This window comes from Agrobacterium sp. Azo12 (assembly GCF_029193765.2).
Lineage (GTDB): Bacteria > Pseudomonadota > Alphaproteobacteria > Rhizobiales > Rhizobiaceae > Agrobacterium.
Genome location: NZ_JARFYO020000003.1, coordinates 362,193 through 383,097, shown reverse-complemented (window position 1 = coordinate 383,097; position 20,905 = coordinate 362,193). Strand labels below are relative to the sequence as shown.

18 protein-coding genes are annotated in these 20,905 nt (G+C 54.2%); 16 read left to right on the top strand and 2 right to left on the bottom strand.

The features are described 5' to 3' along the window. The first annotated feature begins 6 nt into the window (after window positions 1-6). From PYL13_RS23795 to PYL13_RS23760, 7 genes are all read left to right on the top strand, one after another. On the top strand, window positions 7-1,596 hold the full coding sequence (locus PYL13_RS23795; RefSeq protein ID WP_275643536.1) for a gamma-glutamyltransferase family protein: 1,590 nt from the start codon (window positions 7-9) through the stop codon (window positions 1,594-1,596). A gap of 236 nt (window positions 1,597-1,832) precedes the next feature. After that, the gene (locus PYL13_RS23790) at window positions 1,833-2,123 is read left to right on the top strand and encodes a hypothetical protein (RefSeq protein WP_275643535.1); all 291 of its coding nucleotides are present in this window, start codon (window positions 1,833-1,835) and stop codon (window positions 2,121-2,123) included. Further along, window positions 2,123-2,389 carry a DUF1488 domain-containing protein gene (locus PYL13_RS23785; protein ID WP_275643534.1) on the top strand — a complete coding sequence of 89 codons (267 nt, stop codon included), beginning with the start codon at window positions 2,123-2,125 and terminating at the stop codon, window positions 2,387-2,389. Before PYL13_RS23790 ends, PYL13_RS23785 begins: the two co-directional genes overlap by 1 nt. A gap of 332 nt (window positions 2,390-2,721) precedes the next feature. Then, entirely contained in the window at window positions 2,722-2,976 is a 255-nt protein-coding gene (locus PYL13_RS23775) for a hypothetical protein (protein WP_275643532.1), read from the top strand. 149 nt (window positions 2,977-3,125) lie between these two features. Next, complete coding sequence (locus PYL13_RS23770; protein ID WP_275643531.1) at window positions 3,126-3,317, top strand: hypothetical protein; 192 nt, start codon at window positions 3,126-3,128, stop codon at window positions 3,315-3,317. 293 nt (window positions 3,318-3,610) lie between these two features. After that, window positions 3,611-4,054, top strand: a complete 444-nt coding sequence (locus tag PYL13_RS23765; protein WP_275643530.1) for a hypothetical protein — start codon at window positions 3,611-3,613, stop codon at window positions 4,052-4,054. Window positions 4,055-4,702: 648 nt separating this feature from the next. Then, window positions 4,703-4,933, top strand: coding sequence for a DUF6894 family protein (locus PYL13_RS23760; protein ID WP_275643529.1), 231 nt, complete (start codon window positions 4,703-4,705; stop codon window positions 4,931-4,933). On the opposite strand, the gene PYL13_RS23755 is transcribed toward PYL13_RS23760, so the two are convergent. Continuing rightward, complete coding sequence (locus tag PYL13_RS23755; RefSeq protein ID WP_368077705.1) at window positions 4,928-5,695, bottom strand: Crp/Fnr family transcriptional regulator; 768 nt, start codon at window positions 5,693-5,695, stop codon at window positions 4,928-4,930. The genes PYL13_RS23760 and PYL13_RS23755 overlap by 6 nt on opposite strands. Before the next feature lie 181 nt (window positions 5,696-5,876). On the opposite strand from PYL13_RS23755, the gene PYL13_RS23750 reads away from it, so the two are divergent. From PYL13_RS23750 to PYL13_RS23710, 9 genes are all read left to right on the top strand, one after another. Then, window positions 5,877-7,040 carry a sensor histidine kinase gene (locus PYL13_RS23750; protein ID WP_275643528.1) on the top strand — a complete coding sequence of 388 codons (1,164 nt, stop codon included), beginning with the start codon at window positions 5,877-5,879 and terminating at the stop codon, window positions 7,038-7,040. Window positions 7,041-7,216: 176 nt separating this feature from the next. After that, window positions 7,217-7,363, top strand: coding sequence for a hypothetical protein (locus tag PYL13_RS23745; protein WP_275643527.1), 147 nt, complete (start codon window positions 7,217-7,219; stop codon window positions 7,361-7,363). 127 nt (window positions 7,364-7,490) lie between these two features. Next, window positions 7,491-8,666, top strand: a complete 1,176-nt coding sequence (locus PYL13_RS23740; protein WP_275643526.1) for a zinc-dependent alcohol dehydrogenase — start codon at window positions 7,491-7,493, stop codon at window positions 8,664-8,666. A gap of 248 nt (window positions 8,667-8,914) precedes the next feature. Beyond that, a complete protein-coding gene (locus tag PYL13_RS23735; RefSeq protein ID WP_275643525.1) occupies window positions 8,915-9,430 on the top strand; it encodes a DUF4142 domain-containing protein in 516 nt (171 codons plus the stop codon). Between the two features lie 284 nt (window positions 9,431-9,714). After that, window positions 9,715-10,902 carry a glycosyltransferase family 4 protein gene (locus PYL13_RS23730; RefSeq protein ID WP_275643524.1) on the top strand — a complete coding sequence of 396 codons (1,188 nt, stop codon included), beginning with the start codon at window positions 9,715-9,717 and terminating at the stop codon, window positions 10,900-10,902. A gap of 71 nt (window positions 10,903-10,973) precedes the next feature. After that, window positions 10,974-13,322, top strand: a complete 2,349-nt coding sequence (gene glf / locus PYL13_RS23725; protein WP_441296693.1) for a UDP-galactopyranose mutase — start codon at window positions 10,974-10,976, stop codon at window positions 13,320-13,322. After that, entirely contained in the window at window positions 13,315-16,557 is a 3,243-nt protein-coding gene (locus PYL13_RS23720) for a glycosyltransferase (RefSeq protein ID WP_275643523.1), read from the top strand. Before glf ends, PYL13_RS23720 begins: the two co-directional genes overlap by 8 nt. Further along, entirely contained in the window at window positions 16,554-18,815 is a 2,262-nt protein-coding gene (locus PYL13_RS23715; RefSeq protein ID WP_275643522.1) for a glycosyltransferase family 4 protein, read from the top strand. The genes PYL13_RS23720 and PYL13_RS23715 overlap by 4 nt, the downstream gene beginning before the upstream one ends. 109 nt (window positions 18,816-18,924) lie before the next feature. Next, window positions 18,925-19,392 (top strand): MarR family winged helix-turn-helix transcriptional regulator, encoded by a 468-nt coding sequence (locus PYL13_RS23710; protein WP_275643521.1) that lies wholly within the window; start codon window positions 18,925-18,927, stop codon window positions 19,390-19,392. A gap of 126 nt (window positions 19,393-19,518) precedes the next feature. On the opposite strand, the gene PYL13_RS23705 is transcribed toward PYL13_RS23710, so the two are convergent. Continuing rightward, a complete protein-coding gene (locus tag PYL13_RS23705) occupies window positions 19,519-20,613 on the bottom strand; it encodes a polyamine ABC transporter substrate-binding protein (protein WP_275643520.1) in 1,095 nt (364 codons plus the stop codon). Window positions 20,614-20,905: the final 292 nt, after the last annotated feature.

Genomic DNA, 20,905 nt, shown 5'->3' with positions numbered 1-20,905 from the left:
ATTAAAATGAAGTTCCCGTTTTCCCCGAAATACGTTTCCCGCCGCTCACCTGTCATGGCGCGCAATGTCGTTTCGACATCGCATCCGCTGGCCACTGAAGCCGGTCTGTCGATGTTACGCAAGGGTGGCAATGCGGTTGACGCCGCACTTGCTGCAGCGATTACCCTGCCTGTGGTAGAGCCTACTGGTAATGGGCTTGGCTCGGATGCCTTCTGCATTCTTTGGGACGGCAAGGAACTTCACGGCCTCAATGCCTCGGGACGTTCACCCGCCGGCTGGACGCCGGAACGCTTCACTGGTTCTTCAATGCCCCGCAGAGGTTGGGAAAGTGTTACGGTCCCGGGCGCTGTTTCCGCCTGGGTTGATCTCTCGTCGCGCTTTGGCAAACTTCCATTCGAAACTCTGTTTGAACCGGCGATCCATTACGCCTCGCACGGCTTTCACGTTACGCCGATTATTGCCGACCAATGGCAACGAGGAGCTGATGAGTTGAAAAGCCAGCCGGGTTTTGCGCAAACCTTCATGCCTGGAGGACGGGCTCCGGGTGCTGGCGAATTATTCCGCTCGGCCGATATGGCGCAAAGTCTGCGCCTGATTGCGCAGACGAAAGGCGAGGCATTCTATAGCGGTAGCCTGGCTGAAAACATCGCGGCATTCGCAAGAGAACATGATGCTGTCCTGAGTGTTGATGATCTCGCGCAGCATAAAAACGACTGGTGCGGGACCATCAGCCAGACGTTTGGCGACACAAGCCTTCATGAGATTCCCCCTAACGGACAGGGAATTGCAGCGCTGATGGCGCTCGGCATCTTGCAAGGCACCGAAATTGCGGATCTGGATCCCGACAGCAGCGAGGCAATGCACTTGCAGATCGAGGCCATGAAACTGGCATTTGCCGACATTCACGCCTATGTCGCCGACCAACTGCATATGACCGACGTCACCATTTCACATCTGCTAGAGCCAGCTTATCTGACCCGACGCGGCCAACTAATTGATCGCACGAAGGCGACAAACTTTCCGACCGGCGCGCCGAAAGACGGTGGTACGGTATGCCTTGCCACTGGTGACGAGAGCGGAATGATGGTCTCGTTCATACAGTCGAACTACGCCGGTTTTGGCTCTGGCGTGGTTGTGCCTGGTACGGGTATCAGCCTCCAGAACCGTGGCTTCGGCTTTTCGACCACCGATGGCCATCCCAATCAGGTAGGCCCTTCGAAACGGCCATTTCATACCATTATTCCAGGTTTCGTGATGGGCAAATCGGCACCGGTCATGGCTTTTGGCCTTATGGGGGGGCCAATGCAGGCTCAAGGTCATCTCCAGATGATGCTACGTACACAGGTATGGGGCCAGAACCCGCAAACCGCCGCCGATGCTCCGCGCTGGCGGGTGATTTCAGGGCTTGATGTCGCGCTGGAAAACTCAATGGATGCGGCGACAATCGAAGCACTTGCTGCACTGGGTCACCGCGTCACAGCCGAGCCCCCCGAGGCAAGCTTCGGGTTCGGCGGCGCCCAAATGGTCCATCGCATCGATGGTGGCTATGTTGCGGGGTCAGACCCACGCAAAGACGGTTGCGCGGCGGGATTTTAGACGAAACATCGCGGTTGCAAGGCTTCTATTTGCTTGAGCATCAACCGTCGCATGGCATGGCCGACGGATGAGCTGCAAGGGAGCGCCAATAGGAAAACTGATGCCTAAGTTTGTTCACTCGAACGAAGAGGCCTTGTAATCGGATAAATCGGCACGACCTTGGGTTATAGTGACAGCTTGTTTTCGGACCGCTGTCGCCGAGGGGCAAAACCTTGCCCCCAACCAAGGAGGCCAGCATGTCTTCCACTCCAGCAGAAACAGTGCAGATCGACAATGCCGGCTTCAAGCTGATCAGGGACGTCCTGAGGGCTGCCGGTCTTCGGGGTATTGAAGCCGACGCCAGTTCCGACATGAAACGCGACGCACTGATTTTTCTTACTACCGAATTCCGTGATGGAACCAGGACGAAAGCCAACCTTTTGAAAGCACTCACTCGGCGAAACCGCTCCGCAACAGCCACGGCCCGCTTTGGGCACTTGTCGACGGAAAATGCCATCGACAGGTCACAAGATGACGGAGGCTTTTGATGGCTATCACCTTTCCCAATGAGGCACGCAGTTTCGACGATAAAAACAGGTGTGTGCGATTCAGCGGTTATGACGGAATGTTCGAGGTGAAATTCTATCTCGCGACCGAGGTACTCGCCTGTGAAAAATCACACCGAAACACCAGCGAGAGCGACTATTTGACATCGTTTGACACGCTGCGGCCGAGAATCTTGAAAGCAGCTGCCTCTGCCTATGCGAAAGAAGCAAGCAGTGCCATTTCCCTCAGTCTCGAAAATTTCCGCTGAGGAGATCATTATGCGGGAAGGAACGACTGTGCACCATTCAGCCACTGCAACACCTCCCTCATCAGCGGAGGTAAAAACCGTCCTGGTCAGCGGGTTCGCAAGACGGTTTCGCCTGGATCTGGTCGAGGAAAACAGATTACGGAAGCTACTCGGCCCAGTTGCCAAAGAAATAGATCTTCTCAGAAACGCGGGCCGATAGGCGCGGATAACCACTGGCCTTTTGCGTTCAGGTTAGGACGCCCATGCAGTCTTGATTGTTGTGTGATGACAAATGCGTAGCTGCTGATGCTGCGGACGACAGCCTCAACCTTCAAAAACAAAGGACAAGCAGCATGAAGTCAATTCAGGAATGGCTCGATGACAAGTACGAGGAAATGGCCACTTCTTCAGGGTTCTCCAACGAGACAGTCTATTTCAAGCGACAGGCGGACATCCTGCGCACTCAAGCCCAGGAAGACGGCTACGGTACTCTGGAGCTCGCGGATCAATGCCAGGGCAATGTCGCCGCCTATATCATGAACAGGGTCAATACGCTGAACAAAGCCGAGATCGTACGCGCGGTCGAGAACGCACCGTATGGAGAATGACGACTATAGCTCAGGCCGGTCCGAGCCCGTCGTGTGAGATCAGCAAGTGAGCCGACAACCAAGTCAAAGGCGTGGGTCAAACGGGCAATTACCACTCGCCTCATTCCTGACGCCGTCCAATATCGTGTAACCGCTTAACAGGAGCAATCATGACCAAGGACAATGCAGACACAACAGCGCAAGAAGCTATTGAGGAGACGGCAAAGACGGCACCGATTGCCTCGGACAACCCAGCCGCAGGTCCCCACGCCAAGCAGCACTTGATGGACAAAAGCAAAACACCGGGCACTGGCGCTTCACCGGATGTTGAAGACAAAAGCGTTTCGCCCGGCGGCGGCTGATTTCAATGAACACAGGAGAACGCGACAGGATCGCTAGACAACGCGCGGTCTTTAATGGTGCGTATGCTCGTCTGATATGCGACACCATTCGTTGGCCCCTGCGCTCCATGTAGGATCACAATCGGCCGGCATTCGTCGATTATGAAGCGATAATCTGCTCGATGTTTAGCAGTGAGGGAACCGCTTACCTCCAGGCTTGTTAGAGCTACGTACCAATGCTGGTACGGGCATGGCGGCGATCCTGCTGGTTAGTCAGTTACGGAGCAGGCGCTATGCGCAGTGGAGATTTGACAATGTCAAATGTGACCAAAACAAGCGGCCTCGAACACGATAATAAAACGAGTGAAACACATTTTGGGCGATCAGTGGAAAGCTTGGCGCAGATACGGGACAGTGCATCCGCCGAAGGATTTGCTGGTGAGCCCCTTAATATCTACAGGCTGGAACCAACCGCCAGCATTGACGATCCAAGGTGGCAGAATGCTCCTCCGAACGGTCCCATCACTGTTGCTGCTCGCACGTCAGGCGACGCCCGGTTTGTCGCCTCGAGCCGTGAAGTGGACTTCATGGAGATCGATTCCGCTCCAGCGGAAGACGTCACAACGGTCAATGCCAGTACATTTCGAGACGAGAAGCTTTATACCGTCATCGAAATCGAGCACGGCCGGACCGATGTCCGTCGAGGTGTGATCGAAGGAACCGTTCGGGTCGATGCAATCCGGCCGCTGAAGGACTAGTAGCGCAACACTCGCTTCAGACATTCACGCGATATGCGGGGGCCGTCCCCGCATTCTTTGATTAAACTCATTCCCCAATTGCGCAGATGCGCAAGCCAGTTAACATGTTATTACAACGACGTGGACGATCTGGTACTGGGGACGCTTCTACTCCGCCCAGCGACGTCAAAAAATTCGGACCTGGCACCCTGCTTAAATCTTGCTTGTTCACCATTCTGCGCAAGACGTTTACAGCCGCTATCGGAAGGGGAACGCGAAGTGGCAGGTATTTAAGGCTGCGTGTCGCTGCTTATCTCTGTGCCTCCTTCCCTGAAGGGGCAGTAACGACGTATGAGTTCCATACTGCCGTATACCCTATCGTCCACCCACCGCTGTTCCTCTGAAACTTTTCTGATGGATGAAGATACCCACGAGGCGGCGCCTCTCAATGCAACCCCGATCGGGACCATGAAACGTGTGTGTCTTGCACTGCCTCTCCTGACGAGTGGCTTGGACTAAGGCATCTTCGAAAGTCGGTGAAGGACTCGAACGTATCATATGTGTTTGCCGGCACCTGAATTAACCTGTCTAATTGCCAGATCATCGGCACCCCCGGCCAGCCCCTGACAGAGAGACAACGCGCTCCCGCCGAAACCCAGGATGCCTGACATGCCACGATATTTCTTTCATATTATGAATGGCAAAGCCATTCTCGACGAGGAAGGGTTCGAGCTGGCAGATATGGACAAGGTTCGAACTGAAGCAATACGCGCTACGGGACAGATGCTGAGCGACGGGCAGCACAAGTGGAGAGGCCAAGCCTGGCAGATGATCGTCGTTGAGACAGACGGAACGATTGTGTTCGGCGTTAACCTATCCGTTGACAGGCATGGTTTATAAGCGGGATGCTTGGGACGACTGCGTGACCGAAGTACTCCCTCCAGCACCCGCCAAGCGCAGGTGTAAATAAGCGGGATCAAAATCGGAATAATCTTTCAGTCGGCGGACATTCGGGATCACTATCCGCCCATTCCTGAGACTAACAAGCCCAGCTTCACGAAGCTCCTTGAGGCTCCTGTTTACATGCACAACGGACAGTCCCATTGTGTCACTGAGTTCCGATTGGGTAAGCGGAAGCTCAAATGAACCGTCGTCAGTCAGTCCGACTGCTTTCAGTCTCTCGTGTAATTCACAAAACAGGTGGGAGATGCGATGAGGAGCGGAGCGCTGCCCTAGATTTACAAGCCATTCTCGCAATGTGGCGCCATCAACCAGCGAGCAGATCCAGAGCGCACGGGTGAGCGAGGGTCTTCGCTCCGTCATCTCAATAATTGTACTGGGCGGAAGGTATGCTACCCGACAGGTACTGAGCGTGCCGATGCTGTGATCCATCGTCTTTAGAACGGCAACATGGAGGTCGCAAAAATCACCCGGGATGAGATAGGCGAAAATCTGTCTCCGACCAGCGGAAGTCACCTTGTAACGCATCGCGAAGCCGTCAAGGATCAGCAGGACATTTTCGGGGTCCTCGCCTTCGCTAATCAGGTCTTGGTCGGCATCGACCTCTTTGGTCCGGCTGGAGATTGAGACAAGCCAGGCACGGTCATCGGCATCCAGCGCCTCAAAGCTCTCCAACTTTCTGATAAAAGCATTCGGCACCACAAACCCTCTCTGGTCGTTTTGACCGATAAACCAGCCAAAAGTTGCATTGACTATTAACTATGTGAACGCACGCGCCCTTTTTTCGGCCTACAGATGCTGTGCCCCGCCCTATTGCGCAGGCCTTACTTCCTTCTCGCTCGCTGGACTGTCTATGACTTATTTCTCAACGGCAAGTGGCTGCATGGCCGACGCCATCCGAAAGCATGATTGGGCAAGCACGAGCGCAGGTGCGATCGAGTCATGGCCTCAGGCATTGCGGTCAGTCGTTCAAATGATGCTTCACCAGCGTCATGCCATATGCCTGTTTTGGGGCCGCGATCTTAACATAATCTACAACGATGCTTATAGGCCTTTACTCGGAACAAAAGAAAACGATGCGCTCGGCAAACCGTTTTCGGTAATCTGGTCGGATGTCTGGGACGATGTGAAAGGCTTTGTGGAAGAGGCTCTGTCCGGCAGAGGTACATACACAGAGAATATGCGCCTCATCATGGACAGCACCGGCCGAAAAGAGGAGACGTTCTGGACGTTTTCCTACAGCCCACTTTACGATGATCTCGGCAATATTGCAGGCCTGATCGACATTGCCGTCAATACAACCCCGATGGTCCGCAGCCTGCGTGAGCAAGACGTTCTTCGTCACGAGCTAATACATCGGGTAAAAAACACCATGGCGGTCACAACCGCGATCATCACTGCGACCCTTCGGCAAGCCGAAACACTCAATCAGGCCCGAGAGACAATCAGCCACCGCATGGCTGCACTTGGCAAGGTCCAGAACATGCTGAGCGACGTTCCCACCGACGTAAATGTGGCCGAAGTCGTTATTGAAAGCATGAGTGGTCACCTCGATGACGAGAAACGCCTTTCGGTGTCGGGTCCGAATATGCGTATATCGACGCACCAAGGAGTCGGGCTGTCTCTAGCAGTATACGAACTTGCCACGAATGCCGTCAAATATGGCGCTCTTTCAAATGATACTGGTTGCGTAAAAATCAGCTGGACAACTTCGGCCGCCCAAGGCTTCGAATTTGTCTGGCAGGAAACCGGCGGCCCTGCCGTTAAGGAGCCCGTAAGGACTGGCTTCGGGTCCCGACTGACGAACCAGGTCGTCGCTGCTTATTTTTGCGGCAAAGGCGAAACAAGCTACCTGCCGGAAGGACTACGATTTGTCTTACGCGGCATTTATCAACGGGAAGCCGATACTGCATCGTTGACGTCCAATAGCGCAGCAGCCCCAGCCATTCCTAAAAATATCGTCCAGACGGATGTTGATTTATTCGACGCCCACGAGCGGACGGCTAACTCTGAGCCCTGCCACGGCATCAAGCGGCATCTTCAATAACGATATCGTTGCTGGATGAGGGCTTAACGACGTCGTCGACCGAAAAACCTTTTGTAAAAAGTCGATGAACAAATCGCGCGTCAGCAAATCGCATTCATCTTCCATCAAGCTGACAGGTTTGAGACTGCAGTCACTGGCACAAGGCGCCTCTTCCAACCGTAACTGAAGGAAAAGAAATGACGCAGAAAAATGTTGATCCCACAAGCGATGCAGCCCGGAGCGATCCTAAAGCGGCTGACCAGAGCCGGGAAGAACTCAAGAGAAAGGCCGAGCAGCAATTGCGCAAAACACTGGATCGCCCGAGCCGCGAGAGTGATGCTTGACGGTTCCAGGTAGTTAAAAATGGCCTGCTGCCGAGGCAATGTGACAAAACTCCCACAGCAGACCTACGCTGCTCTACCGCAAAGTTATTTCCCGGCTACGCGAAACAACAAAACGAGGAGATTTGCAATGAAGGCACTTTGCTGGCACGGAAAGGGCGATATCCGATGTGATAGCGTTCCCGACCCGAGGATCGAGCATGGCCGTGATGTCATCATCAAGATGACGGCCTGCGCGATCTGCGGTTCGGACCTGCACCTCATGGATGGCTACATTCCCTTTATGGAAAAGGGCGACATTCTTGGCCATGAGTTCATGGGTGAGGTTGTCGAAGTTGGTCGTGACAACAAGAAGCTGAAGGTAGGGGACAGGGTCGTCGTCCCGTTCACCATCTGCTGCGGCGAATGCCAACAATGTCTAAAGGGCAACTGGTCTGTCTGCGAAAAAACCAATCGTAACGCCGATAATGCGACAAAAGCATTTGGTTATCCAACTGCGGGCCTATTCGGATACTCGCACCTCACTGGCGCTTACGCTGGCGGTCAGGCAGAGTATGTCCGCGTGCCGTACGCCGATGTCTCGCCGATTGTCATTCCGAATGGCATGAGCGACGAGCAAGCGCTGTTCCTTGGCGATATCTTTCCGACCGGATGGATGGCAGCTGCCAACTGTGAGATCGAACCTTCCGATATCGTGGCGATCTGGGGCTGTGGTCCCGTCGGTCAGTTCTGCATCAAGAGTGCGCTAATGCAGGGCGCAGCCCGCGTTATCGCAATCGACAATATACCGGAGCGACTTGCCCTGGCGCGGCAAGCCGGTGCTGAGATCATCAATTTCGACGATGAAGACGCCGACATTCTTGACCGGATCAAGGAAATGACAGGCGGCCACGGCGCCGACAAATGCATTGATGCTGTCGGAGCGGAATCCCACGCAACTGCGTCATTCGATGCGATCATTGACAAGGTCAAGGCAGCCACACTGCTCGGTACAGACCGCCCGCATGCCTTCCGCGCCGCCATCATGGCCTGCCGTCCTGGCGGGATCGTGTCCGTTCCGGGTGTCTATGGCGGGCTTCTCGATAAAATACCGTTCGGAGCGGCTATGAACAAGGGCCTGACAATCAGAACAGGGCAGACCCATGTTAACCGCTACTCGCTCGATCTGCTTCGTCGCATCGAGGAAGGCGAAATCGATCCGAGCTTCATAATCACACACCGCGCGGCGCTCGAAGACGGCCCCGCCCTTTATGAAACCTTCCGCGATAAGAAGGACAGTTGCATTAAGGTCGTTCTAACGCCATGAAAATCAGCCCGGGCTGCAGGCGCGACAATGTTAATTGGCATTGAGTGCAGAGGAGCCTGCAACCGACACCGCATCCAGGACTGCCTCTTGAATCCTGGCTTGCCGGGATCGCTGGCCGTTCGAGTGACGAACTCAGTAGGACGAAAAGCTCCAAGCCTTTTCTCGCAAGGTTTGTACAAAATCGGCCAGTTTGCACCTCATAACTTCCTCTTCCGCCATAAATGGCGGCTTATCCAAGGATGATGTCGATGTTCAAAACGCATGACAGACCTGCCGCGGTCATCGTCGCCTTGACACTATTCATACTCGCCCCCATGCCGCCTGCCATCGCTCAACAAGATCAAAAACAGGAGTTCGCCCAACAGGCTGCCCGCTCAAACTCTTTCGAAATCCAGGCTGCAATGTTGGCAATCGAACGCGGCAAAGATGAACCTGCAAAGCAGTTTGCTCGAGATATGGTCAGGGATCACACCAAAGCTCAGGCCGATCTGGAATCTGCTGCCAAGAACGAGGGGATGCGCATTAATCCCGAACTTGGTGATGAAAATATGAAGAAGCTTGCTGCCCTTAAAGCTGCATCTGATGTCGACTTCGACCAAGCTTATCTTTCAACACAGATCACTGCCCATGAGGATGCAGTCGCGCTTTTTACCGCTTTCGCAAAAGATGGCCCCAACGGTCCAATCAAGAATTTCGCAACATCGACAATTGGCACATTACGAACCCACACGATCAGAATCCATGGCCTCACGGATAAAAAATAGCCAGTGGATGTCTGGATTTGTTCGAAATGCATACAGGTGCTGCAGCTATTTCTGCCTTCGTTCCAGGAAGGCGCCTGGCCATACCTTTTGAATGGTATACCGTCTCGTTATGGTGCTCCTGGCACTCGTATCGCAATCCTTGTGGCACGGCTCGTCAGGCAGGGAACCAAAGGGATCGCATGTCGTTTCCGCTTGTCTAGCGTAAGCCTTTATGTCGCCGACGGTTGCGATCTCTATTTGTTGGCCGCCAATCGCCACAGCACAAACACAAAATTCTGGGACCCATGGAAACTGAAAGCACCATCGAGGTTCGCGACCAGTCCAGCGGCACGAAGCTGCGGCGCTTAGTGGTGATCAGTGATCTTCAGGAAGGGCCGCCCGGTTCTGTGGACACGCTATCTGTCGAACGGTATCGCCAAAAGTGGATCAGCGGCTCACGAGGCCCTCCTCCCAGTCCTTTATCGTCACCACATCAGGTGATTGTTGAGGGCGGTTACATTGAACGACTTCCCCTCGCCGCGCTCAAGGATGAGCTTGTCGACTGCGCGGAAGTCTGGACACACTGGCGTGGAGATCTGCCGCCGCAAGACCTGCTATCTGCCAACCCTTTCTTGAGGCGTCGCTCGTTCAGGATGAACGGTCCAGAGGCCCCGTTCTCGTCAAATGACATGCTGGGCCATATACAGGCCTTCGGGCCACCCGCGATATTGTGTGTCTGGGGTCTTGGCGTGAGTGAAGACATTCTTCTGGCATGCAGCGAAAGCTTCAAGATCTACAATTCCATCGATGCTCCCGCCCTTCGGGTGCCTGCAGACGTCAGCCGCCACTTTGATCTTGTTATCAGCGGGGCTGAGTGGCAATCGGAAACAGTTCGAGCTCGTCATCCAGGAATGCGAACGGCAGTCATGCCCATCGGCCCTGAATTCGCTTCCGAGATAACGTTCAGACCGTTGAACCTGCCCAAAATATATGACGTGATCTACGTCGCGGCAGCGCAACCTTACAAACGGCATGATATCCTGTTTCAGGCTCTCCACAAAATGCCGCGAACCATAAAAGCGCTTTGCGTGTGCGGTTATGGCGAAATGATGAGCGATTTACGCCGCCAGGTGGAAGAACTCGGCATTAACGTCGACTTCGTGGATCCTCCAGGCGTACCCTTCGCGGAAGTAAATCGGCTGATGAACCAGTCGCGCATGGGTGTCGTATGCGGTATCGACGATGGTGCTCCGGCGATACTGACCGAATACATGCTGGCTGGCATCCCTGTCCTTGCCAACAGCCGTCTGTCCTGTGGGTTGCAGTATATAACCCCAGACACAGGCCGAACCGCAACGGCTGAACTTTTCCATGAAGGCATCAGCCTTATGTTGAGTATCCCAGATGCCTTTCATCCGCGCAAAACTGTGCTGGAAAACTGGACCTGGCCACACACCATCCAGAAGCTGCAAAACATAATCTCCGAAACATAGCCAGATATCTTCAGCAACTGGAACCTTATCTGACAATTGTTGTTAGGGGGCTGTCTGTTGCGAGGTAAGTCATGAATCGCCTAAGCTCATTCCCCGAGAAGTTTCTACCCGAAAATGCCCCGCTTATCTGTTTTTCACATCTGAGATGGGATTTCGTGGTGCAGAGACCTCAGCATCTCATGCAGCGCTTCGCTGCAGATCGCCAAGTATTTTTCTTTGAAGAGTTCATCCCGACTGATCATCACCTCGCCTATCTCGAAATCCACCCTTTCGATGGCACTCCAGTCAAGGCAGTTCGCCCACGGATTCCGCACTGGTGGAACGAGACCGAACGCGAGGCTGGCCTTGCAGGTCTGCTCAGCGAGCTCCTTGCGTTACACGGCGGCCATCGGCCGGTGCTGTGGTTCTACACGCCAATGATGTTTGGTTTTGCCAAGCATGTTGATGCTGCAGCGGTGATTTATGATTGCATGGACGAACTTGCAAACTTCAAAATGGCACCACCACACCTCAAGTCGACTGAAGCCGAACTGATTGATCGTGCCGATGTTGTCTTTACAGGCGGCGTAAGCCTGTATGAAGCAAAAAAGCATCGTCACGACAATATCCACCCCTTTCCATCGAGCGTCGACAAATGTCATTTTCTAACCGCTCGAGGCAAGCTGCCTGAGCCGCTTGACCAGGCATCAATCCCTCACCCGAGATTTGGTTACTACGGTGTGATTGATGAAAGGCTTGATCTGGAACTGATTGGTTCAATGGCCGCTAGCCGTCCGGAGCTGTCATTCGTCTTTCTTGGACCTGTGGCGAAAATCTCGGCGAGTGACCTGCCGCAAGCACCAAATATCCATTACCTTGGCCAGAAACGTTACGACGATCTGCCTGCCTATCTGTCCGGGTGGGATGTTGCGCTTATGCCATTCGCACTCAATGAAGCGACACGGTTCATAAGCCCGACCAAGACCCCCGAATATCTTGCAGCCGGTCGCCCGGTCGTTAGTACAGCCGTGACAGACGTCGTGCGCAGTTACGGAAATGTGCCTGGCGTGTTGATTGCCGGCGGGACTGAGGATTTTTGCAATGCTTGCGATAAAGCGATAACGATTGCAAAGTCAGGTACTTCCTGGCTGCGCGATGTTGATAGTGTCCTCGCACTATCGTCCTGGGATATAACATTCCGCTCCATGTCCGCTCTGGTGGACGAAGCAGTTTTGCGAAATGGCAGCGCGCTCGCTGCTGCTAAAAAGCCGCTCCTGCGGGAAAGTAGCCAGGTCCAGAGCGATACCTATGATTACCTGATCGTTGGCGCAGGTTTTGCGGGTTCAGTTCTTGCCGAGCGGTTGGCTGCTGATGGAGACAAGAAGGTTCTCGTTTGCGACAGACGCCCTCACGTCGCCGGTAACGCCTATGATCACTATGATGAAGAAGGGGTTCTTGTTCACAAGTATGGTCCACACATTTTTCATACCAATAGCGACGAAGTCTTTGCCTACCTATCCCGCTTTACGGCGTGGCGCCCTTACGAACACCGGGTATTGGCCCAGGTCGGCGAATTGCGCGTGCCGATCCCGATCAACCGAACCACACTAAACATGATTTACGGGCTCGACCTGCCGAGCGAAGCAGCAGCGGCACTTTTCCTCGCTGGCCGCGCCGAACCATGTGATCCGATTTCGACGTCAAAGGACGTCGTCATTTCGCAAGTTGGCTCTGAGCTCTATCGAACATTCTTCGAAGGATATACCCGCAAGCAATGGGGTCTTGATCCCTCCGACCTCGACCGCTCGGTGACCGCGCGTGTTCCAACCCGCACGAGCACCGACGATCGCTATTTCCTCGACACGTTTCAGGCCATGCCGCTCAACGGTTACACCCAGATGTTCGAGCGTATGCTGGATCACGATAATATCACCTTGATGCTGGGCACGGATTTTGCCGAACTCAAGCAGGCACGCCTTGCAAAACATATTATTTTCACAGGTCCGATCGACGAGTATTTCGACTATCAATTCGGGCGCCTGCCCTATCGAAGCCTGAAATTTCGACATGAGACACATGATGCCGAATGGGTATTACCAGTCGCAGTCGTGAATTACCCCTCAGAGGAGGTCGAGCATACCCGCATCACCGAATACAAGCATCTGACAGGCCAGTCTCACGAGAAAACCAGCATAAGCTATGAATATGCCTGTGCAGACGGAGACCCATATTACCCTATACCTCGGCCTGAAAACCAGGCTCTCTACAAGCGATACGAGGCACTCGCGCGTCAACGGGGTGATGTGACCTTTGTCGGTCGGCTTGGCACCTACAAATATTACAACATGGACCAGGTGGTTGGTCAGGCGCTGGCGACGTATAGACGCCTGAAGAAACGACACGATGTCGGCGCGGTACTGGCCGATATCCATCGTGACTGACAAGCTGCGGATAGTGCTCGCCACAGACAGCCTCGACCCATCAGGCATGGGCGAACACATGATCGCACTTGGTCGAGCACTGAGTTTCGACTGGGATGTAACTCTGTCTTTGATGACGGAAGACCGGACAGGTGTGTTACCTCGCGCTGCGCGTCATGGTCTCGGCGTCCGGCTGTCTGGCAATCACGAAGAATTCGGCAACTGGCTGACCACAGCCGATATAGACCTCCTGCATGTCCACGCCGGGATCGGATGGGAAGGACATGATCTTGCAGCGACAGGACGTAAAAAAAACATTCCGGTTATTCGAACGGACCACCTCCCGTATTTGCTGACAGATCCTGCACAAAAGGAGCACTACAGGCAGCAGACCCTGGGTGTCGCGCACCACATAGTCGTTTCCGCCGCCTCGGCGGAAAGCTTTCACAACAGTATCGATCCAGCCCGCCTTTCGACCATCCGTAACGGTATTTTTCCTTTTGACCCCAGCCGCGAAACTTATAATTTGAAACAGGAAATAGGGGTTGAGGGACGGATCGTTCTGTTAACCGTCGCGCGTTTCACTGCACAAAAAGACCATGCAACCCTCCTGCATGCACTGCCGAAGATTGTTCGGTCTTACCCGACCGTGGTTCTGCTGTTGGCAGGCTCGGGAAGCGAGCGGCAAAAAATCGAGACCCTCGTCACACAGCTTGGTCTTGAGGACCACGTCCGCTTTCTCGGGCAAAGACAAGATATTGCCCGGCTCATGGAAATCACCGATCTTTTGGTTCTCCCGTCGCTTTTTGAGGGCCTTCCCCTCGCGATACTTGAGGCCATGTCGCTTGGAGTTCCAGTCGTTGCCACGCGTATTGGTGGCACTGTTGAGGCGCTGGGCGACACTCATCCGTTCTTTGCAGAACCGGGCGTTCCAGATGCCATGGCCTGCGCCGTCATCGAAGCTCTCGCTGATCCTCGCCGCATGGCAGAGGCAGGCACAATGGGTCACGATCGCTTCTGCGACAACTTTTCTGCCCACCGCATGGCAGCGGAGACGGCCTCGATCTATCAGAGATTTATCAGCAAGCCAGCCAAGCGCTTTCACAAGGACAACTCCATGCAAAAGACACGTCTGGCCTTCATCGGTGCCGGGGGGATTGCCCAACGTCATCTGGATATCCTCGCGCAGTTTGCCAACGTGGAGGTGGCAGGATTTGCTGATCCTGATTTGGCCAAAGCAGACCTGGCCGCCATCCGGTTTGGCGCGAGATCGTTCGAGCATCACCGAGACATGTTGGACGCAGTAAAACCTGATGCTGTTTATATCTGCATCCCGCCTTTCGCCCACGGGATACCGGAACATGACCTGATTGAACGCGGGATCCCGTTCTTCGTTGAAAAACCGGTTTCGCTCCATCTACCGACTGCCGAAGAAATCTCGGCGGCCGTCATCGCCAAAGGGTTGATCACGGCCGTCGGCTATCACTGGCGTTATCTCGATATCGTTGATGAAGCGCGGGCTCTTCTGGAGAACAATCCCGCCCAACTACTGTCGGGTTACTGGCTGGATTCTACCCCGCCACCCGAATGGTGGTGGAAGCAGGACAAGTCAGGCGGACAAATCATCGAACAGGCGACGCACCTCCTTGATTTGGCTCGGTTTCTTTTCGGCGAGGTGACCGAGGTCTACGGCCGTGTTGGACACAAAGACCGACCAGACTTCCCCGGTTTGGATGTTCCAACAGCCACAACAGCCAGCCTCACCTTCCAGACTGGAGTGATCGCCAACATCGCATCCACCTGCCTGCTCGGCTGGAACCACCGCGTCGGCCTGCATATCTTTGCCGATCGACTGGCTATCGAACTGACAGACCGCGAAATCATGGTTGACGTTGGGAGCGGTCGACCGGTGCGTGCTGCCGACGGCGATCCCGTCTGGCGCGAGGATCGCGATTTCGTTGACGCCGTTCGCGGCGGCGAGAACCGTATCCGCTGCTCTTACGAAGACGCGCTTGCGACGCACAGGCTGGCGCTGGCTGTCGTGTCTTCTGCACGTGCGGGCAAACCCGTGCGGCTCGAAGCAGCACCTGTGCCACGAACGCCACTGGCACCCCTGACACACCAGCCGCGATCAGAAGAACCGCAGGCAGTGATGCCGCCTGGCCACCGCCATATTCGTTCTCTCGGTGTGGAGGCGCCCGGCCGGACCTACTTCTTCGAATATGAAGAAGGCCCTCCCGTCGAAGGGCAAGTCAGGCTGGACACGGTCTATACTGGTCTTTCTGCGGGCACCGAACTGACTTTTCTTAAGAACACTAATCCCTATTTCCGGTCTCGGTTCGACCGGGATCGTGGCGTATTCATCGAAAACGAGCCCGATCTGCATTATCCCGTTCCCTTTCTGGGATACATGGAGGTGGCGCGAATATCTCAATCCCGCGCCTTCGGACTTTCCGATGGCGCACTTGTCGCATCAGCTTACGGGCACAAAACTGGCCACACCGCTGACCCTTTCCACGACGTGCTGGTACCCTTGCCGAACGAACTTGATCCCTTGCTTGGCGTGCTGGTCGCTCAGATGGGCCCTATTTGCGCCAACGGTATCCTTCATGCTGATGCGGAAGCGTTTGGGCTACACGTTCCTGCTCTGGGGGCCGGCGTCAACGGTCGCCCCATTATGGTAATCGGTGCGGGAACCGTTGGCCTGATGACGGCATTGTTTGCCCGCTCGCTCGGTGCTTCGGACGTGATCATTACTGATCCGTCTGAATTCCGCCGGGGCAAAGCCGAAGCAATGGGCCTCACGGCCATGACAGAGGAACAGGGCTGGCAGCATGTAAAGGCACGCTGGCATGATGGCGCGATGGGGCGCGGCGCTGACCTTGTATTTCAGACGCGAGCCCATGCTGGCAGTCTGCACACAGCGCTAAAGGCCTTGCGTCCTCAAGGCACGGTGATCGACCTGGCGTTCTATCAGGGCGGAGCCGATCACTTGCGGCTCGGTGAGGAGTTTCACCACAATGGCTTGAACATTCGCTGCGCACAGATCAATCGCGTTCCGCGCGGGCTGGCACCGCTCTGGGATCGGCGCAGGCTGGCCCAAGCCACGGTGGATCTTCTACTCACTGAAGGAAAAATCATCCGTGAGCACATGATTTCGCATGTGCTTCCTATCGATGACGCGCCTGGCTTTTTAGCCGACTTAATCAAGAACCGGCCGGAATTCCTGCAGATTGTCTTCCAGGCGAACGAATGATTGGGCAGGTCTCACCTGTGCGAATTCTGTTCGTTTTTGCCTGGCTGGTCGTAGGCGGTGAGGAAACCGAAGTACGGCTGCTTGCAAAGAATCTGGATCCCAAACGGTATCGTATCGACGTGACAGCCTGCTTCCATAGACCTGGAATGACAGAGCAAACTCATGAGCAACTCCGCGCACTTGGCGTCGACGTCGACACGACACCCTATGAGCTGTCCTTCGATGACACGGTCGAGTATCTGGCCGGGAAAATTCCTCTCTACGACGTCGTAATATCTTGCCAGAACGTTGCTGATATTTACCCGGCACTCGAGCGATTACATCTGCGCCCCCCGCTAATCGAACACGGCGGGCTTATATCGGAGGCGCTGGCGGGACCTAAGCACTACACGACCAGATATGTTGGCGTCTGTCAGACCATCCGCGATGCAGCAGCTTCCATGATGCCAGGGCGAGAGCATCATGCCTTGGAAATACCCTCCATGGTGGATCTCACTGCCTTTGATGAGAACGATCGTAGCGCCATGCGCAACGCGCTGGGAATTCGCGATGGTGACATGCTGGTAGGATGGGTTGGACGGCTGGATCCCAAAAAGAATGTTGAGGATTTTATCAAGGCGGCGGCAATCGTTCACGATATGCATGAATCCGCACGCTTCGTCATTGTTGGCGGCCCGGACGCTTTTTACCCCGACTATGCAAAACAACTCAAGGAACTCGCGGGCAGCCTGGGACTGGATAATACCCTGCAGTTTCTTGGGGACCGCAAAGATGTCCCCACCCTCCTTTCGGCTTTCGACATTTTTGTCTGGCTATCAACTGGTGAGGGCATGCCGCATGTTATAGCCGAGGCGGGTGCGGCAACACTGCCCGTCATCGCGACACCTGACAACGGTGTGCTCCAGCAAATCGATCCTGGTACGTCGGGACTTCTCGTACCATTCAACGATCCGGTCATCGTTGCGCAATGTCTTAGCGATCTAATTGTCTCACCGGACCTGCGCAATGCCCTGGGTCAGGCATTGCGTTTGAAAGTAGAGGCAACCTACTCCGTCGAGGCGGTGCTGCCGCAATGGGAAAAGCTGATTGACGAGGTGGTGAAAGAACGCCAGCCAGCTAAGCCGACGGGTCTTTTTCACTCCTTCCTACAGGGAGGATTTGAATGTTCTACACATCGTCTGCGTCCCAATGAAAATCAACCTACCGGGCGGCGCCTCGACCTAATAGCATCGACTGGTCACGATACTTATGCTGCTCAAGACTACCGCCAGCTTTCTAATCTTGGAATACGAACAATAAGGGACGGTTTCCGTTGGCATCTGATCGATCGGCCAAGCGGCTATGAATGGACAAGTGTCAGACCGATGTTACGGGCGGCCTCGGAGGTTGGAACACAGGTCATCTGGGACTTGATGCACTACGGATGGCCAGACGATGTCGATATCTGGTCTCCCCGGTTCGTTGACCGTTTTGCGGATTATGCAGCCAGCTGCGCACGAATTGTTCAAGAAGAGAGTGACGGCATCCCTTTTTATTGCCCCGTTAACGAGATTTCGTTCTTATCCTGGGGAGGTGGTGATGCAGCCTATCTCAATCCGTTCGCACATGGTCGCGGTTTCGAGCTCAAGGTGCAGTTGGCACGTGCAGCGATTGCTGCCATGGACGCAATTCTGACTGTAGACCCGCGCGCTCGTTTCGTGCACTGCGAACCAGCTATTAACGTTGTCACGGATCCAGAACGCCCTTGGGAGGAACGTTTAGCCGACGGACACCGGAAGTCACAGTTTCAGAGTTGGGACTTGATTGCAGGACGGTTATGGCCCCAGATCGGTGGTGCGGAACGCTATCTCGACGTCGTCGGTGTCAATTACTACTTTAATAATCAGTGGATCCACGGAGGACCGCCACTCGATATCGGGCACAGTCTGTACAAACCCCTCAGCAAAATATTGATAGAGATTTACGCCCGCTACGGCAGGCCAATGCTGATTTCCGAGACAGGTATCGAAGATGAGCGAAGAACCGTCTGGTTCGAATATGTGACGGCGCAGGCTGACATCGCAATGGAAGCCGGCGTACCGTTGGAAGGCATTTGCCTGTACCCGATCGTCAACCATCCCGGCTGGGACGACGAGCGGGCCTGCCAAAACGGCTTGCTGTCTGCTGTGGCCAAACCTCCGAAAAGAGACGTTTATCAACCTCTTGCAACTGCCATAGAGATGTATTCCCTGGCTCACCGGTGTTCACAAGCCAGATGACTTCTGCAACAGGGACACTCACAGAGACCAAACATCTAAGATTTTCCTTATCGCGATATTGATTTTCGCGATGCGAAAACGTAAATCTTTGAGTGACAGGAGCACTCAAATGACTGATAAAGCCAATCCCCCGCCCCCTTTAACCGCACAGCTGTGCTACTCGATCTACTCGGCCGGGATAGCAATACAGCGAGCATACAAGCCTTTTCTTGACGAACTCGGTCTGACTTACCCCCAGTATCTCGTGCTGAATATTCTTTGGGCTCAAGACGAGCAAACGGTTGGATCGATCGCCAACAGCCTCGCCCTGGAATCCAGTACACTGACACCTCTCCTGAAGCGACTGGAAGTTGCAGGCCTGTTGCGTAGAACTCGCAGTAAAGAGAATGAACGACAAGTTGTTGTGGCGCTAACTGAAGAGGGGCGCACATTGCAGCGAAAAGCTGGTTGTCTCAGCGACGCGTTACTATCAGCGTCTGCACATAGTCCACATGATCTGGGCCTTCTCAACCGCGACATCAGAAATCTACGCGACGCAATTTACGCGAACATTGAAGGTTGGAGTGCTCCCGTCTGACCGACGAGAGCCCCGCATCTGTGCCAAGCACCTTAACGACACTGTAAATGCATCCCGCCAAGATCAGTGTGTTCGTAACGTGGGCCATTAAGAAATGGCCCACCGCATTTTCTTGGGGCAGCTGTCCTACTTCTCTGATTTGAGCGCTGTCCACAGCCTGTTCAGCACACGCTGTTGCGTAGCGTCGTATGGTGAAATTGTAAAAAGCCTGTCGAGGACCGCCGCTGAAGGATAGATTGAGGGGTTTTTGCGAACTTCCTCATCTAGAAACTCTTGCGATGCAAGGTTACCATTTGCGTATTGTACGTAATTGGAAGCTCTGGCAATGACTTCGGGCTTCATCAGATAATTGATGAAGGCATGTGCTTCATCCACGTTTTTTGCATCGGCAGGAATGGCCAGATTGTCAAACCACATATAAGTGCCCTCTTTGGGAATGACGTAGCCCAAATTGACCCCGTTGCCAGCTTCTTCCGCCCTTGCCTTCGCCTGCAGCACGTCACCCGAGAAACCGATCGAAATGCAAATGTCGCCTGTTGCAAGCTCATTGATATAGGCCGACGAGTTGAACGAGCGCACCGACGGACGGATTGATTTGAAGACCTCAACACCACTCTTGAGATCATCCGATTGTTTGCTATCGGGATTTTTACCGAGGTAAGACATGGCAATAGCGACCGTCTCGTCAGGCGCGTCCAAAATATTGATGCCGCACGCTGCGAGCTTTTTTGCATTGTCGGGGGCAAAAAGTACGTCCCAGCTGTCGATTGCGACATCGCCTAACGCAGTTTTGACCTTCTCGACATTATATCCGATACTTGTCGTTCCCCACATGTAATTGACGGCATATTGATTTCCAGGATCATAAGCGGCAAGCCGTGTCATGATGTCCGGCCACATATTGCGGAGATTGGGGAGCTTTGATTTATCCAGTTTCTGGAAAACCCGTGCGTTGATCTGTCTGGCAAGGAAGGGGCCGGTCGGAACAACAACATCGTAGCCTGATGCTCCTGCGAGGAGTTTTGTCTCAAGCAGTTCGTTGTTGTCGAATACGTCGTATATAACCTTTATTCCTGTTTCTTTTGTAAAATCATCAAGTATTGACTGTTCGATATAGTCGGACCAGTTGTAAACATGCACAACGCGGTCAGCAGCAATGGCGGAAGTCGCACTACCGATAACGGCAGCGCCGAAGATTACGCGCAACAATATTTCGTGCATAAAAGCCTCTTTTATGAAGTTGATGACATAGCGTCGCGAGTAATTCAGTGTGAGAGGGCCGCTTTGACGGTGCCGACAAAGAATTGCCAGACCGAGCCCCTACGGGGCTAATGGCAGCAGCCAAGACGTTTCTGGATCAAACTGGACACACCTATTGAAATACGGACGACGGCCAAAAATGCGTGCGGCCTGTTTCGTCAGTATTTCCGTTTTATGGTTTCACATTTCAATTGCAGTACGACACCTGCGAGTTGCGCTATGGTGACTGGCGAAACTAAAGCAAAGAATGGTG

What these genes read in the sequence shown, in the direction of transcription:
- PYL13_RS23760 (WP_275643529.1), top strand. Translation starts at nt 4,703, where the DNA reads ATGCCACGATATTTCTTTCATATTATGAATGGCAAAGCCATTCTCGAC.
- PYL13_RS23770 (WP_275643531.1), top strand. Translation starts at nt 3,126, where the DNA reads ATGACCAAGGACAATGCAGACACAACAGCGCAAGAAGCTATTGAGGAG.
- PYL13_RS23765 (WP_275643530.1), top strand. Translation starts at nt 3,611, where the DNA reads ATGTCAAATGTGACCAAAACAAGCGGCCTCGAACACGATAATAAAACG.
- PYL13_RS23775 (WP_275643532.1), top strand. Translation starts at nt 2,722, where the DNA reads ATGAAGTCAATTCAGGAATGGCTCGATGACAAGTACGAGGAAATGGCC.
- PYL13_RS23745 (WP_275643527.1), top strand. Translation starts at nt 7,217, where the DNA reads ATGACGCAGAAAAATGTTGATCCCACAAGCGATGCAGCCCGGAGCGAT.
- PYL13_RS23730 (WP_275643524.1), top strand. Translation starts at nt 9,715, where the DNA reads ATGGAAACTGAAAGCACCATCGAGGTTCGCGACCAGTCCAGCGGCACG.
- PYL13_RS23750 (WP_275643528.1), top strand. Translation starts at nt 5,877, where the DNA reads ATGGCCGACGCCATCCGAAAGCATGATTGGGCAAGCACGAGCGCAGGT.
- PYL13_RS23790 (WP_275643535.1), top strand. Translation starts at nt 1,833, where the DNA reads ATGTCTTCCACTCCAGCAGAAACAGTGCAGATCGACAATGCCGGCTTC.
- PYL13_RS23715 (WP_275643522.1), top strand. Translation starts at nt 16,554, where the DNA reads ATGATTGGGCAGGTCTCACCTGTGCGAATTCTGTTCGTTTTTGCCTGG.
- PYL13_RS23705 (WP_275643520.1), bottom strand. Translation starts at nt 20,613, where the DNA reads ATGCACGAAATATTGTTGCGCGTAATCTTCGGCGCTGCCGTTATCGGT.
- PYL13_RS23785 (WP_275643534.1), top strand. Translation starts at nt 2,123, where the DNA reads ATGGCTATCACCTTTCCCAATGAGGCACGCAGTTTCGACGATAAAAAC.
- PYL13_RS23735 (WP_275643525.1), top strand. Translation starts at nt 8,915, where the DNA reads ATGTTCAAAACGCATGACAGACCTGCCGCGGTCATCGTCGCCTTGACA.
- glf (WP_441296693.1), top strand. Translation starts at nt 10,974, where the DNA reads ATGAATCGCCTAAGCTCATTCCCCGAGAAGTTTCTACCCGAAAATGCC.
- PYL13_RS23795 (WP_275643536.1), top strand. Translation starts at nt 7, where the DNA reads ATGAAGTTCCCGTTTTCCCCGAAATACGTTTCCCGCCGCTCACCTGTC.
- PYL13_RS23740 (WP_275643526.1), top strand. Translation starts at nt 7,491, where the DNA reads ATGAAGGCACTTTGCTGGCACGGAAAGGGCGATATCCGATGTGATAGC.
- PYL13_RS23710 (WP_275643521.1), top strand. Translation starts at nt 18,925, where the DNA reads ATGACTGATAAAGCCAATCCCCCGCCCCCTTTAACCGCACAGCTGTGC.